The sequence below is a fragment of the Paenibacillus sp. FSL H7-0716 genome (assembly GCF_038002705.1).
In the GTDB taxonomy this organism is placed as follows: Bacteria; Bacillota; Bacilli; order Paenibacillales; family Paenibacillaceae; genus Paenibacillus_AQ; species Paenibacillus_AQ odorifer.
The window spans coordinates 267356-282634 of record NZ_JBBODA010000001.1; the positions used below are offsets into that span (position 1 = coordinate 267356).

Annotated in this window: 12 protein-coding genes; 8 read left to right on the top strand and 4 right to left on the bottom strand. The window is 43.9% G+C overall.

Features of this window, described 5'->3' with window-relative positions; translation table 11 throughout:
* Positions 1-70: 70 nt before the first annotated feature.
* Both MHH60_RS01290 and MHH60_RS01295 read right to left on the bottom strand, forming a co-directional pair.
* Positions 71-625 (bottom strand): glycosyltransferase family 61 protein, encoded by a 555-nt coding sequence (locus MHH60_RS01290; RefSeq protein WP_179088851.1) that lies wholly within the window; start codon positions 623-625, stop codon positions 71-73.
* A gap of 27 nt (positions 626-652) precedes the next feature.
* Positions 653-1201 (bottom strand): glycosyltransferase family 61 protein, encoded by a 549-nt coding sequence (locus MHH60_RS01295; RefSeq protein WP_143766621.1) that lies wholly within the window; start codon positions 1199-1201, stop codon positions 653-655.
* A gap of 353 nt (positions 1202-1554) precedes the next feature.
* On the opposite strand from MHH60_RS01295, the gene MHH60_RS01300 reads away from it, so the two are divergent.
* Positions 1555-2535 (top strand): aldo/keto reductase, encoded by a 981-nt coding sequence (locus MHH60_RS01300; protein ID WP_076133346.1) that lies wholly within the window; start codon positions 1555-1557, stop codon positions 2533-2535.
* Between the two features lie 459 nt (positions 2536-2994).
* Here MHH60_RS01300 and MHH60_RS01305 read toward each other — a convergent pair whose 3' ends face one another.
* Positions 2995-3858 (bottom strand): helix-turn-helix domain-containing protein, encoded by an 864-nt coding sequence (locus tag MHH60_RS01305; RefSeq protein WP_076133344.1) that lies wholly within the window; start codon positions 3856-3858, stop codon positions 2995-2997.
* A gap of 142 nt (positions 3859-4000) precedes the next feature.
* Between MHH60_RS01305 and MHH60_RS01310 the strand changes: the two genes are divergently transcribed.
* Positions 4001-5497 carry a glycoside hydrolase family 43 protein gene (locus MHH60_RS01310; RefSeq protein WP_076133341.1) on the top strand — a complete coding sequence of 499 codons (1497 nt, stop codon included), beginning with the start codon at positions 4001-4003 and terminating at the stop codon, positions 5495-5497.
* Positions 5498-5978: 481 nt separating this feature from the next.
* On the opposite strand, the gene MHH60_RS01315 is transcribed toward MHH60_RS01310, so the two are convergent.
* Positions 5979-6887, bottom strand: a complete 909-nt coding sequence (locus MHH60_RS01315) for an AraC family transcriptional regulator (protein WP_076133338.1) — start codon at positions 6885-6887, stop codon at positions 5979-5981.
* 156 nt (positions 6888-7043) lie between these two features.
* Between MHH60_RS01315 and MHH60_RS01320 the strand changes: the two genes are divergently transcribed.
* The 6 genes from MHH60_RS01320 to MHH60_RS01345 all read left to right on the top strand — a co-directional run bounded on the left by MHH60_RS01320 (position 7044) and on the right by MHH60_RS01345 (position 15224).
* Positions 7044-7634: an NAD(P)H-binding protein gene (locus MHH60_RS01320; RefSeq protein WP_076133336.1), complete on the top strand. Its 591-nt coding sequence runs from the start codon at positions 7044-7046 to the stop codon at positions 7632-7634.
* 15 nt (positions 7635-7649) lie between these two features.
* Positions 7650-8633 carry an aldo/keto reductase gene (locus MHH60_RS01325; protein WP_076133334.1) on the top strand — a complete coding sequence of 328 codons (984 nt, stop codon included), beginning with the start codon at positions 7650-7652 and terminating at the stop codon, positions 8631-8633.
* Between the two features lie 275 nt (positions 8634-8908).
* A complete protein-coding gene (locus tag MHH60_RS01330) occupies positions 8909-10738 on the top strand; it encodes a hypothetical protein (RefSeq protein WP_076133332.1) in 1830 nt (609 codons plus the stop codon).
* A gap of 170 nt (positions 10739-10908) precedes the next feature.
* Positions 10909-13269: a glycoside hydrolase family 95 protein gene (locus MHH60_RS01335; protein ID WP_256715049.1), complete on the top strand. Its 2361-nt coding sequence runs from the start codon at positions 10909-10911 to the stop codon at positions 13267-13269.
* A 179-nt stretch (positions 13270-13448) separates the two neighbouring features.
* The gene (locus MHH60_RS01340; protein ID WP_051491014.1) at positions 13449-14342 is read left to right on the top strand and encodes an ABC transporter permease; all 894 of its coding nucleotides are present in this window, start codon (positions 13449-13451) and stop codon (positions 14340-14342) included.
* Positions 14343-14360: 18 nt separating this feature from the next.
* Positions 14361-15224 carry a carbohydrate ABC transporter permease gene (locus MHH60_RS01345; RefSeq protein ID WP_076125649.1) on the top strand — a complete coding sequence of 288 codons (864 nt, stop codon included), beginning with the start codon at positions 14361-14363 and terminating at the stop codon, positions 15222-15224.
* Positions 15225-15279 lie beyond the last annotated feature (55 nt).

Genomic DNA, 15279 nt, shown 5'->3' on the forward strand with positions numbered 1-15279 from the left:
GTTTCTTAAAAAGCGCAAAGCAAAATATGCTTTGCGCTTTTTGAATTTGAGAAAGTAGTAAGCAAACTTCTCATTCCAAGCCTGCCAGATGCATCGTTTGTTTCAGACGATCTACGTTTACATAGATGTCTTCCAGTCCTGGAAAACGAATCGCAGGATCCGCTACACCTTGCCCGTACACCATATAATATTCGAGATTATTATGGTTGCAGATCATCCAATAGGTTGGAACAACATGCTGGGCATGGAAAATTTCAATGACCTGTGTTCCAGGCTGGCAAAAAGCCAGATTAGCGAGTCCAGCACCATGCGGACCTACGATTACTTTCGCTGAGGCAAATAATTGGATTTGTTGGGCAACCGTCCAGTCTTCTAGACAAATCGGTACGATATTAAATTTCTCTAGGCAGCGGATGACATCATCTTCATTAACCAACCTTCTTGAGCTTGCTTTTTTTCGTGAGATATAAAAACGTTCCGGAGTGGCTAGTGTTGTTTCTCTATGCGGTAACAAAAATCTCCGCAGTGTATCCGTGGTCCAAGGAGGATAATGTGAATTCATCATTAAGGAAGGGACAAGTAGCTGGTCAGCTTGAACATATGCTTCTGAATTCGTCCGGATCACCAATGACTCGGATATCCCAAGCATGGCTCACGTTTGTTCCACAAAGGGTCCGTACGGATTTGGATTCATGATAATAGTGGAGTAAGTGATTCCGCTCGATTGAAGCATCGCTAATCTAGGAAGTACATCATACATCCAATGAAAATAGTTATGGGCTCCGCAAAATGTTAACACCGCCGCGGTCCCGGCAAAATATTGAAGCTGAGGATGGTTCCACCGGTGAAACACTGGGTGCTCATCTGCTTCAAGCATCCTGTATTGTTCAGCATCATATTCTTGGGAAAGATCAAAGATCAATTTCCCTTCTGGTGTTAGAACAGCACCAGATTCTCCCCATACCTTCCCTCTGGAAATGGCGGCTACGTATCCGCCAAAGGGTTCTAAACAATAAGGTGTTAGTGCTGGAGCAATGCTCGTTTCAATGCTTTTGGGCGCTTTGAACTCAGCCGCCCGTCCGAAGTCAAAAGGAACGACATTCCCAGCTTCCTTTGTACTGTTTTCGTTGTGGGAAGTAAAGTCCCAGATGCTTTGGTAATATCCTTGGGGTGGTACCCCTTGTGCAGAAAATAACATCATGTCACCTCATATTCCCAAGTAGAAGCGCAGAAACCTTATTAAGCTATTTTATGAAATGAAGAATCTTCGGACACAGGCTTACTCGGAAAGAGGCGGATGAACAAGATTTGATTCAAATGCTGTTATTACTTGATTAGTAGGCTTGACATGGACCAGGATTGAATATAAATTCAGTTTATTCAAACGCTGTTTAAATCATCGATTAGGTCCAATGTACTGCCGGAAGTGTTAACTATTCCCCAGTTCCTTTTAATCGGTATGCGTTGGACCTTTTTTTATGAATTAATATTTACCACTTTAAGACAGCGCAATAGGATATTACAATTTAATTAGAAAGTGTGGATTCGAGATATATGAAGTATACAAAACTTGGAAAAACAGGGCTGGACGTATCCCAACTGTGTTTAGGTTGTATGAGCTTTGGTGTTGCCGAACGTTGGATCCATCAATGGGTGCTTGATGAGAAGCAGAGCCGTGTTATCATAAAAAAAGCGCTTGACCTGGGTATTAATTTTTTTGATACAGCGAATGTATACTCCGATGGAACGAGTGAAGAAATCGTTGGACGAGCGATTAAGGATTATGCCAATCGAGACGAGATTGTTTTAGCAACTAAGGTCTTTAACCGTATGCATGAAGGTCCGAACGGAGCTGGATTATCCCGGAAAGCAATTATGAGTGAGATTGATAAGAGTCTCAAGAGATTGGGAACAGATTATGTAGATCTATATCAGATTCATCGTTGGGATTATCACACACCTGTCGAAGAAACGATGGAAGCTCTTCATGATATAGTGAAGGCTGGTAAGGCAAGATACATAGGTGCCTCAGCAATGTATGCTTGGCAGTTTCAAAAAGCGTTATATGTAGCGGAGAAAAACGGTTGGACCCGATTTGTATCTATGCAAAATCATCTCAATCTTATCTATCGTGAAGAAGAACGAGAGATGCTGCCGCTTTGTAAGGAAGAGAATATAGGTGTTATTCCCTATAGTCCCCTTGCATCAGGAAGACTTACGCGAGACTGGGCGGTATCAACTCATCGTTCAGAAACTGACCAGATTCAAAAATCTAAATATGATGGAACTGCCGATACCGATCAATTAGTCGTGGAGCGAGTTGCAACAATCGCCCAAAAACACGGTGTTCAACGGATTCATATCGCTCTTGCTTGGTTGCTTCAAAAAGAACCGGTTACAGCACCTATCATCGGGGCTACAAAAACATCGCATCTCGAAGATGCCGTAAATGCGTTATCCATTACTTTAACCTCTGAAGAAATTGCGTTTTTAGAGGAGCCTTATGTACCACATTCCATCGTTGGTTTTAATTAATAAATAATCAATGAGGGAGGATAATCCCGTAGAGCCGAAGTCAGCGATGTTTATCAACGTTTAACTGTATTTCGTACAACTATATTCCTTCAAATCACTCAGCTCGTGGATATAAGTGTACTTCGTACATCTATTTCCTTGATTTTCTACCCATTAGGTGGGTTTGGTTGTTTTTAGTTGTATAGAATGCAGTTAAAGTATGAAGTTTCCTTTTGCGTACGGAATAAGTGTATAGAATGCAGTTATCTCCCAGATTCCATTAAAACGTGGAGCTACATGAATGCGGAGAGGAACTTCCGATCGCTTCAAGTCCAAGGTTTGTTAAAAGCGATTATCGACCATTAGTTTGTTTATATTCACTTGCCCATAATCTGATCAGGTAAGCCGCATTAATCCAAAAACACCAGACAGTGATTTTCCAATAATAGGAGAATCGCTGCCTGGTGTTCTTTTTTACTCTCAAAGCTTGTTCCTATAGACCTTAGGTGAGATCCCATAGATTTTAGTGAATTGGCGGGTAAAATAATTGCTATCACTAAACCCGCATTCATGTGAGATTTGGGTGATACTGAGGTTAGAATGCCTTAATAGCCCGCAAGCCCGTTCCAGACGTAAACGATGAAGATAAGCGATCGGGGTTGTCTGATAGTAGGAGCGAAAGATCCGGTTTAAGTGTCTGACTGAAATGTCCGAATGTTTGGCGATTTGATCCAGTGTTAAGGGCTCAAGATAACGATCTTCCATATATGAGAGTGCAATCGCCAAATGTATCAGAGGGTTCCCCTGAATCCCTTTTTCCTGTTGGTCATAATGTCTGGACAAATAGACGACCAGTTCCATAAACTTGGAGCCCAGCATGGTCTGATAACCCTGTAGCTTGTTGTGATATTCTTCAATCATGCCCGCTATGAGAAAAGAGACATACTCCAGGTTAGGAATCGGCAAGCTGAGTTTGCTTGTGTAGGAATGTTTATGGCGATACAGGGGTTCCAACACAAATAATGCTTGAAAGCCGTTGGATGTCCGCAAATCTGCTCCAGCTGTCGATAGCATTTCAGGCTGGAACATAATATTGCAGATCTTGAAATCCTGAGGATCTTTAAAAGCATGCGGGGTCGAACCATTAATTATAAACACATTTCCCTTTTTGATAAAAGACTCCTCAGTATTAACAATATGTGTAGCTGTGCCACTCATTACAATTACGAGCTCTGAAAAGTCCGCATGTCTATGTAGATCTGTGTCTTCGTCGTGATAGCCGTATTGAATAAAAAATGGAAATTGACGATCAGATGTAAACCATTTTAAATAAAATTCACTCAACTCGTTACCCTCCAAAAGCTTGCCTAGATGAATGTCTATATCATGCTATTTTAGGACCGAATAATCAAGGCTTTCTATCCAGTTGAAGCATATAATCCTTGACATAGGTTTCAGTGATTAAGATAGAGAAGGAGAATACTACATGAAATATAAGAATCCGATTATCCCGGGGTTTTATCCAGATCCAAGCATTTGCAGAGTAGACGAGGATTATTATCTGGTAAACAGTTCATTTGCTTATTCTCCGGGAATACCCATTTGGCACAGCAAGGATTTGGTGCATTGGAAGCAGCTTGGGTACTGTTTGACTCGTGAGAATCAGCTTCAATTTGATGAATCCGTGGTGTCCGGAGGTGTTTGGGCGCCGACTCTTCGTTATTATAACGGACGTTTTTATATGGTTACGACAAATCAGGATAGCGGAGGTCATTTCTACGTTTGGGCAGATGACCCGGCAGGCGAATGGTCGGATCCACTTTATGTGGAGCAGGAAGGCATTGATCCCTCCTTGTTTTTTGATGATGGAAAGGTTTATTTCACAAGCACAGGCTCTGAACAAGGGATGGGGATCTACCAATGTGAGATTGATATTGAAACGGGGCAAAAGCTTAGCGATACACGCTTGATCTGGACTGGTAGCGGAGGGAAATTCCCTGAGGGTCCACATCTTTACAAAATAAACGATTACTATTATTTGATGTGTGCAGAAGGTGGGACAGAATATGGACATATGGAGACTATAGCAAGAAGTAGAACGCCATACGGGCCTTATGAATCGTCTCCTCACAATCCGATTTTGACTCATCGAAGTTCAGATTACTCCATACAAGCTACAGGGCATGCCGATTTAGTTGAAGCTCAGGATGGTAGCTGGTGGGCAGTATTTTTGGGGATTCGACCAGTAGGTTATCCTTACCGTCATCATCTTGGCAGAGAGACATACTTGGCTCCGGTTCATTGGACGGAGGAGGGGTGGCCAATGATTGGTGATAACGGAGTGGTTGGATTAGAAATGGAAGCTGACCTGCCTTCACCAACGCCGTGGGAAGAAGAGCCTGAAACAGACGATTTTAATCAATCTGACCTAAGAATGAGCTGGAATTTTATTCGTAATGCTAATAAGGTGGATTGGTCATTGCAGGAACGGGGAGGGTGGCTAGCTTTACGAGGATCAGATGTGAGATTAAACGAAAAGGGAACGCCTGCTTTTATTGGCTGTAGACAACGGCATTTGAATTGTGAAATTACCACCAAAATGGAATTTAGCCCTCTTGATGGTGACGAAGCTGGTCTTGTAGTTTTTATGGATCAGCAGTATCACTACGCAATTGGACTGACGCAGATGGAAGGTATAAAGGTTATAGCGTTGCGCAGACAGGTAGGGAGCATTAGTGATGTGGCATATTCTTCGCCTATCGAAGGCACGGCGGTAGAATTGAGAATCCAGGCTTTACCTGAAAAATATATGTTTTACTATCGAGGTGTGGATCAAATATGGCATCTGCTTGGCGAAGCCGAGACACACTTGATATCTACTGAAGTCGCAGGCGGATTTACTGGAGTCTTCTTTGGTATGTATAACTACTCTCCTAATCGGACAACTGCTTATTATGATTGGTTTAGCTATCAAAAGAAATAAAAGGCGTTCGGCTACGTGATGGTCAGAAAAAGCAGTGTGAGCTTGTGAAAAACACAAAGCAGCGATTCTCCAAGTATGGATGAATCGCTGCTTTGTGTTTTTGGGTTGTTGTTGTTGTTGTATGTCGTTTTTTTTGGTCGTCGTTGCTTGTCTGCCTCGGCTTGTATTTATCAACCTCTTGGACTTAAGGACTCAGAGAACGTTATTTGCTTATTTATCCCTTTTTGAGCATAGGTTCGGACCCCAGTGCAGCTATTACTTCGAAATAGATTCAGATTGAGTGTTTTTGGAGCCAATAGCGGCTATGCGGTCCTTTAGCATCCCAAATGTGAGATAATACTGCGTTTAAGGTCCTCTGGGTCCGATAGTAATAAGCTCAATAGCGATAAGCCCGATAGATTCAGTGTGTGCGCAAAGGTTACCTATACATGTTGGTCTTTAGCGGATAGTTCCACATTGTGAATAAAGAACACGTTCGCTTTTATCCTATGAGCATATTTTCCTTCAAACGCTTGATGTCTGCTCTAGGTGGTGAACCAAACATCCGAGAATATTCGCGGCTGAATTGTGATGCACTTTCATAGCCAACACGGAACGCGACATCCGCTGCATCCGCTGATTCAGATAATAAAAGGCGGCGAGCTTCCTGTAAGCGCAGATGCTTTTGAAACTGAATAGGACTCATGGCAGTTACTTCTTTGAAGTGTCTATGGAACGAAGAAATACTCATACTGGCTGTTTCAGCAAGCTCTTCAATCCGCAAAGGTTTATCACAGTTCTCGATAATCTGTTCGATGGCCTCCCGAATGCGGTAGGTGCTGCTACCTTCCATCGCAATTTGAGCGAGTGTAACTCCATATGGTCCCTGCAGAAGCCGGTATAGAATTTCATCAGTATAAATCGGAGCCAAAAACGGAATGTCTTGGGGATCATCCAGCAAACGTACCAATCTCAGGATCGCATCCAATAGTGATAACTCTATTTGTCCGACATACATAGCTCGCTTAGCATTTTCTTTCGGAGCGAGTTTAAATTCGGAATCATTTAGTACCTTCAATATCTGACTCTGCGTAAATTCTAGTTTGAAGCTTAAATAGGGTGCGTTGGGAGAAGCTTTTATAATCTGACCGATAACGGGTAAATTCATTGATGATATTAGATAATTTGCGGGACCATACTCAAAACGCTCCTTGGCCAATAAGATCTCTTTTGTTCCCTGCGCAATGAAACATAAAGAAGGTTTGTATACTCTGTATACTGGCTCGGTCACATTGGAGTTACGAATCACAAACAATGAGGGGATAGCGGTCTCATACACTCCATCCTGGCTCGAATGATGTTCAATCAATCTGGCGAGTTCTTCTTTCCGCTCTAGTAATTCTTTAGACATGTGCTCCTCCTAATGTTTTGTTCTTATTCAATTATAAAGTAAAAACATCTTTTGTGTTAGTGATAGTGAGAGGAATAGGCAATCATTTAAGATAATTGAGATAACGGCGTTCACTTCATTTATCGCATAATTAGAACTAAGAAAGGGGTTTTGAAATTGAGCAATGTTTTGATCTTAGGCGCTAATGGCGGAATTGCACAACATGCGATCGATTTGTTTTTGAACGAAACCGGTGCCCGGTTAACACTTTATCTCCGCAACTCGGACAGATTAAGCCATATAACATCCAGCCGTGCTCGAGTAGTTGAAGGAGATGTGTTGGATGGTGAGCAATTAAAAGAAGCAATGATCGGGCAAGATGTTATTTATGCTAATCTGGCAGGTAATTTGGAGAAAATGTCTAAAACTATCGTTGAAACAATGAACACCACTGGTCTTAAACGTTTGATTTTTATCAGCTCAATGGGCATTTACGATGAAGTTCCTGGCGAGAAGTACAGTAGTATATTGGATCCATATCGTAAATCAGCAGAGATCATTGAAGCTTCAAATCTTAACTATACAATTTTAAGACCTGGATGGTTTACCTATAAAGATGAGATAGACTACGAAACAACTCAGAAAGGTGAACCTTTTAAAGGGAGAGAAGTGTCGCGAAAAAGTGTGGCTGCATTAGTTGTTAAGTTGGCCGAGTCACCAGATATGGAAATTCGACGCAGTTTAGGAGTAAACAAACCCAAAATCTAAAGGAGGCACAAAGTAATGGAAAATACAAAACTTGGTCGTACGGGTTTGGATGTTTCTAGAATTTGTCTTGGTTGTATGAGTTACGGAGTACCTGAACGTGGAATGGCTCCGTGGTCGCTAAATGAGGAGCAAAGCAGACCCTTTATTAAAAGAGCATTGGAGCTTGGCATCAACTTCTTTGATACGGCTAATGTATACTCTGACGGAACAAGTGAAGAAATTGTCGGACGTGCCTTAAAAGAATTCGCTCGCCGCGATGAGGTAGTCATTGCTACAAAGGTGTTTTTCCGGATGCATCAGGGACAAAATGGAGCAGGACTTTCACGCAAAGCGATTATGACCGAAATAGATAACAGTCTAAAACGGCTGGGCACAGATTATGTGGACCTATACCAGATCCATCGTTGGGATAATGACACCCCTATCGAAGAGACCATGGAGGCTCTTCATGACGTAGTAAAGGCAGGTAAAGTTAGATATATTGGAGCGTCCTCTATGTATGCTTGGCAGTTCTTGCAGGCACAGCATGTTGCTGAGCGTAACGGTTGGACTAAATTTGTCTCTATGCAAAATTACTTGAATCTACTCTATAGGGAAGAAGAACGGGAAATGTTGCCTCTTTGCCGGGAAGAAGGAATCGGTGTGATTCCATGGAGTCCGCTTGCTAAAGGTCGACTAACCCGTGATTGGAATGAACAAACGGCTCGTTCAGAGATAGACGAAGTCGGAAAGGCATTTTATGCAAAAATGGCTGAGGCTGACCGCAAGGTTGTTGAGGTAGTTGCCGAAATTGCGGCTAAGCGCAGGATTCCACGAGCACAAGTAGCGCTTGGTTGGGTTCTGCAAAAAGAGCCAGTAACATCGCCTATCATTGGTGCAACCAAACCTAATCATCTGGAGGACGCCGTTGCAGCGTTATCAGTGAAGCTGGAGCCAAGTGAAATAGCGAGTCTGGAAGAGCCTTATGTGCCACACCCAGTTATAGGAAATCTAAGCTAGATAAAAAAGCGTGATGCCCTAGGGGATCGCGCCTTTTTTTTACCTAAGCCAAACTTTCATCTACCATTTAGTGCCTTTAGAAACTTGTCTTTAGTTTGGCTTAATCGTTGCTCAGCGCCATGCGGGTGTAAGGGTTTGCTTAAATAGGTGAATAAGAAAACACATTCCAATCGATAAAAATGACATGTTCATTCTTCTTTAGCCAAGGTAATATGTATCCGACATGTGAGAGTGAATATAGAAAAGGAGATGAACTCTTTATTATTAATTCCACAATGAAGCATACGCATATGAATACTGAAATTGGCCAACCAGCTATCCTCAACCCAAGTCAGGTTTACCCGACGGTTTCCTTCACACCGTGTGTTAACGGAAGGGTTGCCGGTGAATTGATTTTTGATAGAACGAAACTGGTGACTGAGTTGCCTGAGACTCCTATGGTTAAAGACTCGTTAATGGAATGGACACCGTTAGGCACAGCTGATCTACTGGGTACTTATGAACTGCGAATGACCCTCAAGCAGGACGGAGAAGCTCCTCAGTATGACTCATATTATTTTACCGTGCTGGATCCAAAGAGCATCCCCGCGGGACAGAGCACAATTGCTTTCCTTGGTAACGATGGAATGATGATGTATATCGGGGATTATAGAGGTAATCGGATCTTGGACTTTTCTAATGCGGGTTATAGAGGTGGTGGTGTTGAGATCCCGAATATTCCCGTTAAGTCGACCGTTCTACCCTTGGACGGAGACGCGACGGAACGTATTCAGGTGGCGATTGATCAGTTGGCCATGCTCCCGCTCGATAAGGACGGATTCCGCGGGGCAGTCCTTTTGAAAAAAGGCAGATATGAAGTCGGAGGCACGTTGTTCATTAAAGCAAGCGGGATCGTCCTTCGCGGCGAAGGTCAGGACAAAGAGGGCACCATTCTCTATGGTACCGGAGCGAAACAACGAAATCTAGTTGAAATTGGTGAGAATGCAGATCTTATACTGGACAGCAACTCGAAGCAGATGATTTCAGATTTGTATGTACCTTCAGGCTCGCGTTCTTTCCATGTAGAAGACGCGAGTGCTTATCATGTTGGAGAACAGATCATAGTCCGCAGAATAGGTAATAAAAACTGGATTCACGAAATTGGTATGGATAACATATATAAGCGCCCGGGTGGAACCGTAACCCAATGGTCACCGTTCAATCTGGATTTTGACCGAGTCATTACTGCTATTGTAGGTAATACGATTACGGTCGATGCCCCATTAGCGAATGCTATCGAACGTCAGTGGGGCGGCGGAGAGATCTATAAATATACAGACCATGCCCGCATTCAGCAGGTGGGGGTAGAGAATATGAGGGTAGAGTCCGATTTTGACCCGAGCATTATAGATATTAAGATGGATAACGATACAACGGATCCTTATTATGCGGACGAAAAGCATGCTGAACGCTTCGTCGTGTTCAACAGTGTGAAGAATGGCTGGGTTCGAGAAGTGAGAGGTTACCATCTGTCCTATTCTCTCGTTCAAATGAAGCGTTATTCCAAATGGATTACGGTTCAGGACAGTCAAATGTACGATATGATCAGTGTGGTTACAGGGGCGCGCCGTTATGTCATACATCAGATGGGCCAGCTAAATCTCGCTCAACGTATTTATACAGAGACGGCGCGGCATGCGTTCACCGTTGATAGCTGGGTACCGGGGCCGAATGTATTTCTGGATGGAGAAGCTGTTAAAAATTATAACACCAGTGAACCTCATCATCGCTGGTCAGTCGGAGGCCTGTTCGATAATATCAAAGCTTCCATCTCTATTCGGGATAGGGCGTGGTTAGGCAGCGGACATGGCTGGGCAGGCGCGAATTATGTAACCTGGAATACGCAAGGAGAGCTTACTTTACAGCGGCCACCAGCCGCTCAAAACTACGCCATTGGCCATGTTGGTAGCAAGGTACCCGGACTGGTTCCTAACGGTTATGATCCCCGGCCCCGTGAAGATGGATATTGGTGCAGTTGGGGTCAACATGTCGTCATTAATAGTCTCTACAAGCAGCAGCTGATGGAACGTTTAGGTCGAAATGCGCTCAGTAATATAAAAAAATAATTTACAGTAGGGTGCGGAATCTTCCGCATCCTTTTTAGTTTGGATCATAAAAAAACACAACCCCTAACAATCTATGCCATGGAGAGACATCAGGATCAAGAGTAGCATAGGAAGTGGAGTTACTGACGAATGATATGACCTGAAAATAGGAAAGGCCAGGTGAACAAGAGTTGAGTGAAAGAAGACGAGCGAAACAAGAGGTGGCATTACCGGCAACCATGCGAGAATCAGAACGTCTTCGATTATGGTATACAAGCCCGGCGTCAAATTGGAATGAGGCTCTTCCCATAGGAAATGGGCGCCTCGGGGCAATGGTGTCCGGTATGATCGGTCAAGATAAAATCCAGCTTAACGAAGATTCAATCTGGTATGGCGGCCCTGGACGCGCAGCTAATCCTGCAGCTCAGCCATTTTTGACGGAGATTCGGCAAATGTTGAAAGACGGCAGGCAGGCGGAGGCAGAACATTTGGCAAGAATGGCTATGACTGCTTCACCAAAATATGAGCAGCCGTACCAGCCACTTGGCGATTTAATTTTGAAGTTTCTGGATTCTAGTGAGGTTATTGAAGAATACGAGCGGGAGCTCGACTTAGAGCAAGCCGTCGTTACGGTATCGTACCGTTGTGGCGGGGTTCGCTATTACAGGCAATATTTTGTAAGTGAACCGGACGGTGTATTAATAGTCCGATTGACAGCTGACAGACTTGGCAAGATCACGTTGGCTGCGAATCTTATGCGTCGTCCGTTCGATACCGGCTGTAGCACTGGTCCTGCAAACACAGTTCTAATGAATGGGGAATGCGGAGCGGATGGCGTTCGCTTTTGCACAGCACTAAGGGCAGTTCAACAAGGAGGCCGCCAGAGGCTCATCGGGGATTTCATCTCTATTGAGGGGGCAGACTCCGTCACCCTTATGCTGGCAGCGCAGAGTACTTTCCGCGTAGATCAACCTGAAAAAGGCTGTCTAGAGCAATTAGATCAAGCTACGGCTCAGTCTTTTGCAACTCTAATAAAGCAGCATAAGGAGGAATACAAGTCCCGGTTTGCTCGATTTTCAATCGATTTAACAAGGGATGGAGACCCGTACGCGGAGCTTCCTACCGATAAGCGATTACAGCGGTTACAGCAAGCAAAAGATGAAAGCAGCAATTCCAATGAGTCTGGTGATCCGGGACTAGTTGCACTATATGTACAGTATGGGCGCTACTTACTGCTTTCCAGTTCTCGACCAGGTACGTTGCCTGCTAATCTGCAAGGCATATGGAGTGATAGCTTTACCCCGCCATGGGAATCAAAATATACAATTAATATTAACCTCCAGATGAATTATTGGCCTGCCGAAGTCCTAAATATGGCTGAATGTCATGAACCGCTGTTTGATCTAATCGAACGGATGCAGTTGAACGGTCAAGAAACGGCAAAAGAAATGTACGGCTGTCGCGGTTTTGTTGCTCATCATAACACTAACTTATGGGCGGAAACCCGACCAGAAGGCATCCTAATTACCTGTACGGTCTGGCCAATGGGGGCTGCTTGGTTATGCCTTCATTTGTGGGAACATTACCGGTTTGGACTGAACCTGTCTTTTCTCAAGGAAAGGGCCTATCCAGTGATGAAGGAAGCAGCGCTTTTTCTGCTTGATTACATGGTAGAGGAAGGTGGCTTACGAATTACTGGGCCTTCTGTCTCCCCGGAAAACCGCTTCCTTCTTTCGGACAAAAGCAGCGGCAGCCTCTGTATGGGACCATCCATGGATTTGCAAATCGCATATACATTGCTATCAGCCTGTTCGGAAGCGGCATTAATTATCGGAGAAGAAGATACAATGTTTCTCTCTGAACTACATGAGACGCTTGAACACATTCCACAGCCGAGTGTGGGCAGCCATGGACAGATTAAGGAATGGCTGTTTGACTACAAAGAGCAAGACGCAGGTCACCGGCATATTTCTCAGTTGTTCGCATTACATCCGGGTGAACAGATTGACATGAGGCACACCCCTGAGCTTGCCGCAGCAGCCCGGCGAACGCTTGAACGCCGCCTTAACGGAGGTGGAGGTCATACCGGCTGGAGCAGGGCATGGATCGTCAATTTTTATGCCCGTCTCGGTATGGGTGCGGAAGCCTATGAGCATTTAATTAAACTGTTAACCTCCTCCACGTATTCGAATCTTTTAGACTGCCATCCACCCTTTCAAATAGACGGAAACTTTGGTGGAGCAGCTGGGGTAGCAGAAATGCTGCTGCAATCCCATCGAGGAGAACTTCGACTATTACCTGCCCTTCCTAAGGAGTGGGCTTCAGGCAGCATAAAGGGGATGAGAGCAAGAGGTGGTTTTACCGTTGATCTTTCTTGGAGCCAAGGAAAGCTTGATGAAGCGACGATTCACTCTACGGTTACTGCTGAATATCGAATTTGGTCTGCTGTTCCGCTCGATCTGCCAGAACAATTTCTTATTGGCAATGGTCAGGGCTTCGAATATACTTTTTCTTCGGTTGCAGGGAAGACCCGCAAGATTCGTGCACAATAATCAATCGTAATAAAACACAGGCAAGCCGAAAAATCTCCATTTTGAAGAACTGGATATTGGATTAACATTAGCCATACAACAAAATCCAAACTGCAACCAAAGGAGCGATATTTATGCCACAACAAGTGCCAGCCGCATTGCCAGCGAGCAGGCCAGATCTTTCCCCATTCCAAAGACGAATGACCAATTTGCGCAAATATAAAGCGCTGTATCTCATTTCACTTCCGGGCATTATTTTTTTTATCGTATTTAAATACTTACCCTTGGCGGGTTCCATCATGGCCTTTCAAAACTACAACATTTTCAAAGGTTTTACAGGCAGTCCGTGGGTTGGTCTTGATCAGTTCCGGCGGATGTTCACCTACCCAGAGTTTTTGAGAATTCTTGAAAATACTATCTTGATCGGCCTATATGATATGGTCTTTGCGTTTCCGGTTCCCATAATTTTCGCCCTCCTTCTTAATGAAGTGAGAAAAGCTTTCTATAAACGGATTTTGCAGACCGTCGTTTATTTGCCCCATTTTCTCTCATGGGTCATTATTGGGGGGATTATGATCGGCATTTTGTCCCCGACGACAGGTATCGTGAACCAAATCTTAAATGCTTTTGGGCTCGACTCCGTTTATTTTCTGGGTGAGGACTCGTATATTCGTACCATCCTGGTTGGAACAGGCATATGGAAAGACAGTGGATGGGGAACTATTGTTTATTTAGCCGCACTCGCTGCTGTGAATCCCGAGCTGTACGAAGCGGCCCGGATTGATGGAGCAAATCGGTGGAAACAAACCTTATCTATAACGATCCCGACGATTTTGCCCACCATTATGATTATGTTCCTGCTTCATATCGGTAACTTCCTTGATTTTGGCTTTGAGCGAGTGTTTGTATTTATCAATTCGCTTAATGAGACCAATGGAGATATTCTCGATACTTATATATACCGAGTGGGTCTTATTGATCAGCAATACAGCTATACAACAGCCATAGGCCTCTTTAAATCGGTCGTCGGACTGTTGCTAGTCATGATCGGGAATACGCTTAGCAAAAAAGCATCAGGGGATGGACTTTACTAGAAAGGAGTCGAAGAGTAAATGAAAAATAAAGGTCGCCTGTTTGACGTTTTTAACTATATATTTCTGATGCTGGTCGGGTGCTTGATGGTCTTCCCTCTGCTGCATGTGCTCGCCAAATCATTTAGCAGCACTCATGCCATTAATGCAGGCGAGGTTAAGCTATTCCCTGTAGATTGGACGCTGATGAATTATCAAGTTATTCTTGGGGATACCTCCATCTGGAGAGCTTTTATGGTAAGTATATTCATTACAGTCGTCGGAACGCTTATTAATCTGATTTTAACTGCATCACTGGCCTATCCTTTATCCAGATCCGAATATTCGATGCGCAAGGGAGTTCTGATTTTAATCCTAATTACGATGATATTTCACGCTCCGCTCATACCGAACTATATGGTCATCAAAAACTTGCACTTAATCGACTCTTTATGGGTATTAATCATCCCATCGGCCATCAGTGCATATAACCTGTTCATCATGCGTTCTTTTTTCTCAGCCCTGCCTACTGAGCTGATAGACAGCGCGCGAATGGATGGAGCGGGAGAGCTGCGCACGATGTGGAGCGTCATCCTTCCTTTGTCCAAACCTGTTATGGCAACTATGGGCTTGTTCTATGCGGTATCCCATTGGAATTCTTATTCATCGGCATTGTATTTTATCAATACACGAGCGCTTTATCCACTTCAGCTGCGGCTTCGGGAAATCGTACTGAGTAACGACCTTGGGCAAGCGGGCAGCTTATTAGAAAACGTAAATGAAGTATCTCCGGCAGGTGTGCAAATGGCAGTTATTGTAGTCTCCGTCATCCCGATTATTATCGTGTATCCGTTTCTGCAAAAGTATTTTATCAAAGGAATGTTAATCGGATCTATTAAGTCTTAAATCACCAGCTTGCATCATCCTTTAAAAGAAACAGCCATCTGCTTATCAAAATATG

Coding starts and splice junctions, on each gene's coding strand:
- MHH60_RS01295 (WP_143766621.1), bottom strand. CDS start 1,201: ATGATGTTATTTTCTGCACAAGGGGTACCACCCCAAGGATATTACCAA.
- MHH60_RS01300 (WP_076133346.1), top strand. CDS start 1,555: ATGAAGTATACAAAACTTGGAAAAACAGGGCTGGACGTATCCCAACTG.
- MHH60_RS01310 (WP_076133341.1), top strand. CDS start 4,001: ATGAAATATAAGAATCCGATTATCCCGGGGTTTTATCCAGATCCAAGC.
- MHH60_RS01315 (WP_076133338.1), bottom strand. CDS start 6,887: ATGTCTAAAGAATTACTAGAGCGGAAAGAAGAACTCGCCAGATTGATT.
- MHH60_RS01325 (WP_076133334.1), top strand. CDS start 7,650: ATGGAAAATACAAAACTTGGTCGTACGGGTTTGGATGTTTCTAGAATT.
- MHH60_RS01330 (WP_076133332.1), top strand. CDS start 8,909: ATGAAGCATACGCATATGAATACTGAAATTGGCCAACCAGCTATCCTC.
- MHH60_RS01340 (WP_051491014.1), top strand. CDS start 13,449: ATGACCAATTTGCGCAAATATAAAGCGCTGTATCTCATTTCACTTCCG.
- MHH60_RS01345 (WP_076125649.1), top strand. CDS start 14,361: ATGAAAAATAAAGGTCGCCTGTTTGACGTTTTTAACTATATATTTCTG.